Genomic DNA, 9,252 nt, shown 5'->3' with positions numbered 1-9,252 from the left:
TCTAATTTTATTGCTGCAGAATACGATGCGCGTTTTAATTTCGTCATTTTTTCACCCAAATTTGTATGCTTATCAGCATAACATTTCTTTCTTAATGGGTGGCCAAAATCACTGTACCACTACAGTTGCTCAGGTTTTGTTGAATAAAACAACAACTGTATTCTTTCAAGTAAGCCATCGTTTTTCTCTCCTTCTTTTCTGGACTCAAGTAAAGGAGCAAGCATACTGGGCTGAATGGTCCCTAATAGTGATAAAACTGTTGCCTCCAGTTCAACGTCGTCACGGCTTATGCGACTTTCTATATGAGTCGAGTTACCATTGAAAGCAGATAAAAAGAAACCTCGTTCAGCGGCTCTACTTTCTGAATATAGCCCGGTAAGCCAACCTGCTAGTTCATCCCGAGAAAACAGAATTCCCTTCGGGTTTTCAACAAGCTTAAGTGTTAATGCTTCTTTCGTTACATCACCAATAACAAGGTTGGTTGGCTTACCAGAAGAGTTCTCTTTTGGTATTAAAGCTTGTGCCACATCTAACGCAGGACTTTTCATTTTTGAAGGCTCAGCGACAGCACATGACCATATGGTGGGAACTACGGTCCAGCCAACGTCGTTTTGTTTAGGCTGAATCACAGCACTGTTACCGATGACCGCTGCGGCACAAGCTATAACGGCGCCAGCAACAAATTCAGGTGATGCATCATTTAATCTGTATGCATTTGAGAATACGAAGTTTCTCACTGATTCAGGAAGGTAATCAGGGTCTAGAGTTACTTCTTCAAGTGAAACAGAATGTAACTTTGCAGGTGGCTCCCAATAGGTATCTAATTTTTTCTTGTCAGTGCATACAGGCGTTGATGGTTTCTTGCGAAACCCAAAGTTGAATTTCATTTATTCACCTCCTTGTGAATGGGTTTAAATACGGTTGATTGTTTTTGGTTTAGGCTTTGATTCAGGTTTAAACCCATTAGTTGCTGTGTTTAACAGCTGGGCTGAGATCCATGATTTTATTTCTGACTCAGGCCAAAGGCGGCGCCGACCAATGCGGATACTCTTCGGTAATTCGGTGCCTTCATAATCTCTGCTCAAAATATTGTGAATTTGAGCTGCACTTGTCCTGAGGATATTTGCTACTTCTTCGGTTGTATAAAGTTTCTCGTCCATGTTTGCTTCCTTGTTCACATCCTTGTGTTTTGTGTGAGATAATTTTGCCAAATAATGAAAATTAATACTGGGGCAAAGTTTTCAATTTATGTGCCCCAGCACAGGATAGTTAATTGGAATATTGAAATGTACAAAATACTTAGTCAGTTAAGGGCGCAATACTGGTTTTGGTATGTTAGGAATGAGCTGATTCTAAATGAGTTAAAAAACGAGCCAAATCATGGAGACGCAGAAAAATTACAAAAGTTATTAGAGGAACCTACTTTGGAGGATATATTTGGCAAGGACAGTATATCCCAACAAATATTTTCAATTTCAGGTGATGTGCAACTTTGTTCAATATTTTCTGAAGATTCAGATAAGTTCAGAGTAGGTACTCGTCCAAGCACAGAAACTACTCCTAAATGGGTAGATCGTTATATTCCAGGTAGTTTGTCTGCATTTATTGAAGGGCCTAGTGGTTTATTCGAAATTATTGAGGCGAATTCGGTTCCTGAGGCCATATTTATTATTGCCAGACACCTATCTAATATACTGAAGGAGGATTACGAATTAGTTCAAGGTGATAATGAGCTAGAAAGATTGACCGCAAGTCTTTCTGAGCGTTTGCAATTTGGAATGTTTGGGGGAGCGTTTAAGTTGTTATGTACTATTGATGAAATTATTAATTATATTTTCCCTAATAATGAATGGGGGAAATTTGTTCCTGTATTGCAAGGCGATAAAGCCTCACCTCAAAAACTTGAACCGACACATCTATTTCAAAGTCAATTTTTAAAACTAGAAGTAATGGCTCCTATTGCTATTGGCTATGGTTTTTTTAGGGCTAGGTTTTTCAATGAAATTCATTATTTATCAAAAGTGTGCTACGAAGAGCAATATTTAACATTACTTAATAAGAAGTTTATTATGAATGAAGCATTTTGGTTGTTTGAATCATATAATAGTGAGCTTTCTAGTGCAGAATACTTACATTTTAAGGAGTCTGAGCGCAAGAAGGTAAATGCAAACAGGATTGAGCAATCTCCAATCAAAAACATTTTCTGCGAGGCTCACTCTCTAACAAAGCCATTATTTTTTGCAAAATGCTTCCTTACAGAAGAGTAGGAAAGCAAAGGTTGATTTTTGCAGGAGCAGGGACAATAATGGGACATTGCTCCAGTTAAATAGAGTTATTTAGAATTAGTTTAAATTAGCTGGAAGTATCGAGGTTCCTAGGCTAGAAGAGAATATTCATTATTTATCTGCCCCCTAACGTGGCCCTCCGGAGGCTGAGTTGTAGGTTCGATCCCTACCGAGAGCGCCATTTGCTTTTATATGTATTAATTATCCTCCCTATATTACCTAGCTTCTTATTAATTACTCTTGTATTTAAAAATGCATTTACTGCAAAAACTTTGAAAGTTAATTTTAAAAACAGCTTTCTAGTTATTTATACAATGCAAAATTAGCATCCAAAAATCATGTTGTAATTATTTGCATATAAGATTTAGTGATAAATGAGGAAGACCGATTTAATGTTAAATAGTCAATTAGAGATACTAGCTCAAGGACACGCTTATCTTGAAGGTGTAACTAAAGAGGACTATTCCCAAGTCATCACTCCTAACTTTATTAGCTCGGCTGGAGCTCATATGCGACATATTATCGATCATTATCAATCTTTAATGACCGGCTTTAGCACGCAAAAAGTAGATTATGATTGCCGCTTAAGAGGAGGAGATATTGAAAGCTCTCCAACTGCTGCAATAAAAAAAATTGCCGAAATAACAACGTGGATTGAACAGCTAAGTCCAGATGATTTTAATAAACCGTTATCACTTTCAAGCGAAGTTTCGATTAAAAGCAAAAATGTACAAACAGTAACCACATCACTTGCGCGAGAGCTTATTTTTGTAGGCAGTCACGCTGTGCACCATTACGCGATGATTTCACAAATTTCTTTTGCTCAAAAGTCGCAGCTCGATCAAAGCTTTGGTTTAGCACCAAGTACAGCTACTTTTTTAAGAGAAAATAGCCAGCCAGCACAACCAAAATCGATGCAAAATTAAAATGTGCACGTTAAGCTACTTTTTAACTGATGATGGCTACGAGCTATTTTTTAATCGCGATGAGCAAAAAACACGAGAAACGGCAATCGCTCCAAGTAAGCACCAGGGCAATGCAATTTTCCCCATTGATCCGCAAGGAGGAGGTACTTGGCTTGGGGTATCGCATTTTGGGCAAACACTCGCATTATTAAACGATTACCAAAGTGTATTTGATATAACTGCGGTAAAGCATAGTAGAGGTTTGTTAATCCCTCATTTACTGAGCAATAAAGCCCCTGCATTGTACCAATTACAAAACATGGATTTATCGGGCTACGCGCCTTTTAAGTTATGTATTTTTCCGGATGGACTATCGATAAATAACAATAACGTGGTTTTTGTTAGGTGGGATGCAAAGCAGTTGATCCACTGCCAAGTTGAACCACTTGCTACGTCATCAGGTGTTGAGCTTGAAACGGTTACACAAAAGCGTAAACAACAATTTAAGCAACTTATTGATTTAAGACATCCTGAAAGTGAGCAGTTTTTAGCGTTTCATTACAGTAAAGCCGAACAAGGGCAATATGGCGTAAATATGCTAAGGGAAGATGCAATGACGGTCAGTATTAGCCATATTAAAGTTGGTAACACTATACGTTTTAATTATTTTGATAAGCAGTCTCAGCTCATTAGTAGCATTGGTTGTTTAAAAGTGGCTGCTGCTTAACTAAATATTTTTATAGCTGTTACATAACTAAAAAAGTCGACGCAATTAATAGCGTCGACTTTTTTTGCTCAATTTTTATCTGCTATATTAATACAGCAGGTAAAAATTATGAGTGATTTATATAATCATCCTTTTTATCACCAAGGTAGAGCTTAAGTAGCTTTTCAGGCGCATTTGGTAGGTGCACACTTAAAAGTAATCCTGGCGTGTGATTAAAGTTGCTATCAATGCCCATGCAATGAAATTGAGCGCCTAGCTTATGGTATTGCTTTAATAAAATCGGTATGTCTTTTTTATCTTCTTCTATTCCCATAACCAATGCTGAAACATGGCCTATGTTTAACGTGTGGTCATTAATAAAGTCTTCATACTCTGGGTGGAGCTTATTATTAAAAGGCGTATTGGCACTAACACCTTGTTTGTTATTAACCATTGCATGGTCAATAATTGCAACAGAACGAGGGTCATAAAGTTTACTTAATGAAACCGTGCCATATAAAGTCCTATAGCGTGGATTTTGCGCCATAAACGCACCAATCCCTTTAAATAGCAGTAATAAACCATGGTAACTGCCCTGATGTTTTTGAACTATAAACGATCGACCCATTTCTAAGCACGGCTGTTGCTGATTAATAAAAGAAGGTTCGAAGTTAAACATTTGCGATAAATAAAGAGCGCTCACGTCGCTATTTTTTTGTAATAAATCGGTTTGTCCAATTCTATAAGCACCAATAATTTCTTCATTTTTATGATCAAAAATAAACAAATGCATGTAAGTCGCATCAAACTTATCTGTGTCGCATGGCTCGCCACTTCCTTCGTTTAATGTGCGAAAGGTTATTTCTCTGAGGCGTGTTATTTCCGTAACGCAATTAGGTATTTGCTCTTGGTAGCCGTAATAAACTGAGTAACCTTTAAAGTCGACTAAGTGCTGCTCGCTTGGCAAGTTAGCAAGCTCATTTTTCATTTTTGTTTTATCAACTTCCTGCATAATGGCTTTGAGCTGTGTTGATTGGTTATCCTCTTGCCAAGGCGTTATAAAGCGCTCATCGTTTAAGTAACATTGCAAGCGCGCAAGTGCGTTTATGTCGTCAGTTTTTTCAAACTTATTTAATAATTTGGGTGTAAGTAAATTACCAGCGCTTAAGCTAATAGAGCTTTTTTGAATTTTAAGTAATTCGCGTATTAGCATTAATAATCTAAATCGGTAGTAAACACGCCCCAAGTTATAAAAGGTTGAGCTATTCTGACCGCTAATAAATACAGGCAATAAAGGAGCTTGTGTTTTTAAAGCTAGTTGAGCGGCTAAGCGATTCCATTGCCCGTCAGTTACACGCTGTTTTTCTGATTGAAAAAATGACACTCTTCCCGCAGGAAAAACCACAAGTAAGCCATCATTTTTAACATGACTAAAGCACTGTTTTATTGCGCTGGTATTAATGGCTGCTTTTGGTTTTAGTGGGTTAGCAAAAATAAAATAGTCTTTAATTTCTTTAAATATTTTTAAACCCACGTTAGCCATTACTTTTGTATCGCTACGATAATGGGTGAGTAAATTTGCAATTATTACGCCCTCAATCATGCCATAAGGATGATTACATACCACTATGCAAGGGCCATGCTTTGGTATTTTGTCAATAACACCTTGTGCACCAAGCACATTTATACCTAATACATTTAACAGCTTTTCACTAAACTCTTGTTTATCTAAACCCGATAAATTATTACAGAGGTATATATCACGCAGCTTATTGATGCCCAATAGGCTATCGAGCAGCGGAGCGGCTATTTTTAGTATATGACTCAAAGGAGAAACGGTGCTTATTGCCGCTACACTTAAGTTTGATACGGGGTGGTTTAATTTTGTCATATACGTTGATGCTCTTAAATTTTTATAGCTGTTGTGTATATTTAGACCGAGGAAAAACCACATTATGTTCAAATTAGGTTAATTAAGTTTGTTTAAAAGCGTAAAAATAATACTCAAATAGTCTTTTAAGTGCTAAATGGTTGTAGGTTATTAAGAAAATAGAAGAGGGTTTTAATTATCCATAAAATAAGGTTACCCACTACAGCTAATAAGAGTGATACAGCAAGTAATCCTTTGTAGTTATATATCACTACTTACAACTCAAAAACTAGACTTTTAAGCTTAATTAATGCTATTTAAGGTACATCTACTTTAAATGTAAAAAATCTCACCTTTATGCTAATTACTTTGCCTGTGTCTGAGCTCACCCCTGGTATGTACGTTGATAGCGTTACTAAGCAACACGAGGGGATCAATAGCATAAAAATTAAGACCAGTGGCTTGGTGCGCGACAAATCTATTATTAAGCGTTTAGTGTCTGAAGGGGTGCTCGAGCTGCTTATAGATTTTACTAAAGGTGATGCGCCAGTTCCTGCCAAATATAAGCCCCAAAGCGCACCTAAAACATCTAATAGCCAAAAAAAAGTAGAAAAAACCCCTATAGCTATTTCTATCGAACAGGAGTTTGCTAAAGCGACTGTAAATTACGATCAGCATGGCCGAAAGTTACAATCATTATATGGCGATTTAACATCTGGCCTGAGTGTTAATATAAAAGTGCTTGATGAAATTGCCGGCGAGATAGTCAGCTCAGTTTTTCGTAATGCTAACGCTATGACTATTCTTACTCGTATAAAAGACAAACATAGCTATAACTGGCGGCATATGATCAACTGCGCCATTTTTACTGCTGTATTTGCTAAATACTTAGGGTATGAAAAGGCTGTTGTACAAGAGCTTGCAATGGGGGCGTTACTTCATGACTTAGGCCAAGCTAAATTACCGCAGGGTATATTTTCCAAGCCAACTAAACTAAGTAATAACGAGCTAGCAGCAATTAAAAAGCATGTTGCCCAAGGTTTAGGTTTAGTTAAAGGTGAGAAGGGTATAACTCCCCTTATGCTCGATATGATAGTAAATCATCATGAGCGTTTAGATGGCTCTGGTTATCCGCGAGGCCTGCAGGCTGAAAAGTTAAGTCGCCCGGCGCGTATAATGGCAATTGTAGATGTGTACGATGCTATGACAGCCGATAGAATGCACCAAGAGGGTGATGAGCCTATTAATGCATTACGCTACTTATTAGCCAATAAACACTTGTTTGATGGTGAACTAGTACAACGCTTTATAAAATGCTTGGGGGTCCATCCGGTAGGAACTATTGTAAAATTAACGAATGAACGTTTAGCCTTAGTGCTTGAGGGGAACGTATTAAATCCTATAAAACCTAAAATTAAGCTATTTTATAATGCTAAGCACAATCATCATGTTACACCTAAAGACATAGATTTAAGTGAGCACACCCAAGAGCTGAAAATACTAGCAAGTGTTAAGCCTCTTGATTATCAGATTAATTTGTCTCGCCTGCTAAAAGAGCATTTGTTGAACTAGTTTTACTGCATTGCCTTTTTTTAGTTTGTTTTGCAGAAATAAACGCACCCAAAAAACAACTCCCCATCAGTGTTAACCATAGCAAAGTACCTAACTCTACATGCAATGCAAAACAACAAAGCGCTAAAGAAATCAACGCATTTAACATTGCCCCTAACCAATAATGGTTTACGGGGTTATCGCATTGTCCTGCTTGAGTGCATGCGCAGTAGTTTGCTTTGTAAAAGCAAAATACACTCGCCCCACAAAATATTAGCCCTGTAATAATAAATAAAATGATCACAGTTTTACTTCCTTTGCGATTTTATAGTGAGTGTAATTTGCTATATATTTCAAGTCAATCTAAATGATAATTAATTACAATTAGAGCTTTAACTCTAATAACACATTTCTCATCCGATGAGTTTTAAATAGTTGTTAAAATGTCGTTAAATAACATGTTTTTTGCTGTTTTTTGACGCATTCATAGAGTTTTTTACAAAAAATTAAGGTAGTGTAGCAAAGTTTCAAATCCTAATAACAACACACATAGTACCCAGACAGTCAGTTTGGTTAAGGACTCAACAATGAAATTTTCTAAAACTCTTATTGCAGCTTCGCTTGCATTTGTTTCAGCTGATAGCTTTGCAGCTGCGTTTCAATTATCAGAGCAAAATGCATCGGGTTTAGGCCGTGCATACGCTGGTGAAGCTTCTATCGCAGACGATGCGTCTGTAGTTGCACGTAACCCTGCACTAATGACTTTATTTAAAGATAAACAACTAAGTGTTGCTGCTATTGGTGTAATTCCAGATGTAAGCTTAGAAGGTGAAGGCGCGCCAACTGGTATTGATCAATCTTCATTAGATGACGATAGCATTGCACCAAGTGCAGTGGTACCAGCAGCTTACTTTACTATGCCTTATAACGATAAAGTATCGCTTGGTTTTGGTGCATTTTCTAACTTTGGTTTATCAACAGACTTTGACGATGACTACTCAGCAGGACAGATTGCTGGTAAAACAGAAATCTTCACCGTTAACTTAAATGCAAGCGTTGCTTATAAAGTTACTGAAAAGTTTAGCTATGGTATTGGCTTAAACGTAATTTACGCTGATGCAACTATTGTGCGTCATGCTGGCTCTGGTTTACCATTTGCTTCAAGCACTGAAGTTGTGAACTTGGAAGGTGATGACACAGGTTACGCTTTAAATGTTGGTTTAATGTATCAGCTTGATGATAACAGCCGTTTTGGTTTTAATTATCGTACAGAAACAGATATTACATTCGAAGGTGATTACTCGAATCAAATACCAACAGCTTATCGTGGATTAAATGGAACTGAATTACCTGGTTCTGTTGAAATAACACTTCCTGCAATAGCTGAATTTTCAGGTTCTCATCAGTTAGATGAAAAACTTGGTCTTCATTACAGTATTCTATGGACAGGTTGGAGTAGCTTTGATTCATTAGAAGCACAAGTTACAGCTCCAACTGGCGATAAGTTTAGCGCATTTAATAAAGATGAAAGCTTCTCTGATTCATACCGTTTCGCTGTGGGTTCAGATTACCAATATAACGAAGATTTATTACTTCGTGCTGGTGTAGCATTTGATCAGTCTCCAGTATCACAAGATCACCTGTCGATCTCTATCCCAGATACAGATCGTTTTTGGTTCTCATTCGGTGGTAACTACACAATTGATCAAAGCTCTAACGTTGATCTTGGTGTAAGTATCATCCGTGGTAAAACTCAGAACTTTGAAGAAGATGGATTTGAGTTTGAGTCAGAAGGTAATGCAGTACTTATTGGCGCTCAGTACAACTACAAATTCTAATATTTGTATAAATGCTTAGATCTTAGGCTCTGGGCACAAAAAAGCCGCTCACTTTAATTAAAGTGAGCGGCTTTTTTAATGCCTATTAAATAGTGTT

At 37.3% G+C, this 9,252-nt stretch carries 9 protein-coding genes; 5 read left to right on the top strand and 4 right to left on the bottom strand.

Going from position 1 to position 9,252, the window contains the following annotated elements; all coding sequences use genetic code 11:
* Positions 1 to 119: 119 nt before the first annotated feature.
* Entirely contained in the window at positions 120 to 887 is a 768-nt protein-coding gene (locus H5117_RS12590) for a DUF3987 domain-containing protein (protein ID WP_182738194.1), read from the bottom strand.
* A gap of 24 nt (positions 888 to 911) precedes the next feature.
* Positions 912 to 1,160, bottom strand: a complete 249-nt coding sequence (locus tag H5117_RS12585; RefSeq protein WP_182738191.1) for an AlpA family transcriptional regulator — start codon at positions 1,158 to 1,160, stop codon at positions 912 to 914.
* 54 nt (positions 1,161 to 1,214) lie between these two features.
* On the opposite strand from H5117_RS12585, the gene H5117_RS12580 reads away from it, so the two are divergent.
* The 3 genes from H5117_RS12580 (at position 1,215) to H5117_RS12570 (ending at position 3,917) form a co-directional block, all read left to right on the top strand.
* Positions 1,215 to 2,267, top strand: a complete 1,053-nt coding sequence (locus H5117_RS12580) for a hypothetical protein (RefSeq protein WP_182738189.1) — start codon at positions 1,215 to 1,217, stop codon at positions 2,265 to 2,267.
* A gap of 410 nt (positions 2,268 to 2,677) precedes the next feature.
* On the top strand, positions 2,678 to 3,211 hold the full coding sequence (locus H5117_RS12575; protein WP_182738187.1) for a DinB family protein: 534 nt from the start codon (positions 2,678 to 2,680) through the stop codon (positions 3,209 to 3,211).
* Position 3,212: 1 nt separating this feature from the next.
* The gene (locus H5117_RS12570) at positions 3,213 to 3,917 is read left to right on the top strand and encodes an NRDE family protein (protein ID WP_002963038.1); all 705 of its coding nucleotides are present in this window, start codon (positions 3,213 to 3,215) and stop codon (positions 3,915 to 3,917) included.
* 106 nt (positions 3,918 to 4,023) lie between these two features.
* On the opposite strand, the gene H5117_RS12565 is transcribed toward H5117_RS12570, so the two are convergent.
* Positions 4,024 to 5,787 (bottom strand): lysophospholipid acyltransferase family protein, encoded by a 1,764-nt coding sequence (locus H5117_RS12565; RefSeq protein ID WP_182738185.1) that lies wholly within the window; start codon positions 5,785 to 5,787, stop codon positions 4,024 to 4,026.
* A 336-nt stretch (positions 5,788 to 6,123) separates the two neighbouring features.
* On the opposite strand from H5117_RS12565, the gene H5117_RS12560 reads away from it, so the two are divergent.
* Positions 6,124 to 7,338 (top strand): HD-GYP domain-containing protein, encoded by a 1,215-nt coding sequence (locus H5117_RS12560; RefSeq protein ID WP_182738183.1) that lies wholly within the window; start codon positions 6,124 to 6,126, stop codon positions 7,336 to 7,338.
* Here H5117_RS12560 and H5117_RS20695 read toward each other — a convergent pair.
* Positions 7,298 to 7,621 (bottom strand): hypothetical protein, encoded by a 324-nt coding sequence (locus H5117_RS20695; protein WP_154903641.1) that lies wholly within the window; start codon positions 7,619 to 7,621, stop codon positions 7,298 to 7,300. The two genes, H5117_RS12560 and H5117_RS20695, sit on opposite strands and share 41 nt — an antisense overlap.
* Before the next feature lie 283 nt (positions 7,622 to 7,904).
* On the opposite strand from H5117_RS20695, the gene H5117_RS12555 reads away from it, so the two are divergent.
* Positions 7,905 to 9,155: an outer membrane protein transport protein gene (locus H5117_RS12555; protein WP_182694013.1), complete on the top strand. Its 1,251-nt coding sequence runs from the start codon at positions 7,905 to 7,907 to the stop codon at positions 9,153 to 9,155.
* Positions 9,156 to 9,252 lie beyond the last annotated feature (97 nt).

It is taken from the genome of Pseudoalteromonas sp. SG45-1, assembly GCF_014164135.1.
Lineage (GTDB): Bacteria > Pseudomonadota > Gammaproteobacteria > Enterobacterales > Alteromonadaceae > Pseudoalteromonas > Pseudoalteromonas distincta.
Note: the sequence above shows the minus strand (reverse complement) of the source record. Positions and strands in the feature narration are given on the sequence as shown.

Bases quoted from the DNA above. Each gene is read 5' to 3' on its own strand.
- H5117_RS12590 (WP_182738194.1), bottom strand. From the start codon at position 887: ATGAAATTCAACTTTGGGTTTCGCAAGAAACCATCAACGCCTGTATGC.
- H5117_RS12585 (WP_182738191.1), bottom strand. From the start codon at position 1,160: ATGGACGAGAAACTTTATACAACCGAAGAAGTAGCAAATATCCTCAGG.
- H5117_RS12580 (WP_182738189.1), top strand. From the start codon at position 1,215: ATGAAAATTAATACTGGGGCAAAGTTTTCAATTTATGTGCCCCAGCAC.
- H5117_RS12575 (WP_182738187.1), top strand. From the start codon at position 2,678: ATGTTAAATAGTCAATTAGAGATACTAGCTCAAGGACACGCTTATCTT.
- H5117_RS12570 (WP_002963038.1), top strand. From the start codon at position 3,213: ATGTGCACGTTAAGCTACTTTTTAACTGATGATGGCTACGAGCTATTT.
- H5117_RS12565 (WP_182738185.1), bottom strand. From the start codon at position 5,787: ATGACAAAATTAAACCACCCCGTATCAAACTTAAGTGTAGCGGCAATA.
- H5117_RS12560 (WP_182738183.1), top strand. From the start codon at position 6,124: ATGCTAATTACTTTGCCTGTGTCTGAGCTCACCCCTGGTATGTACGTT.
- H5117_RS12555 (WP_182694013.1), top strand. From the start codon at position 7,905: ATGAAATTTTCTAAAACTCTTATTGCAGCTTCGCTTGCATTTGTTTCA.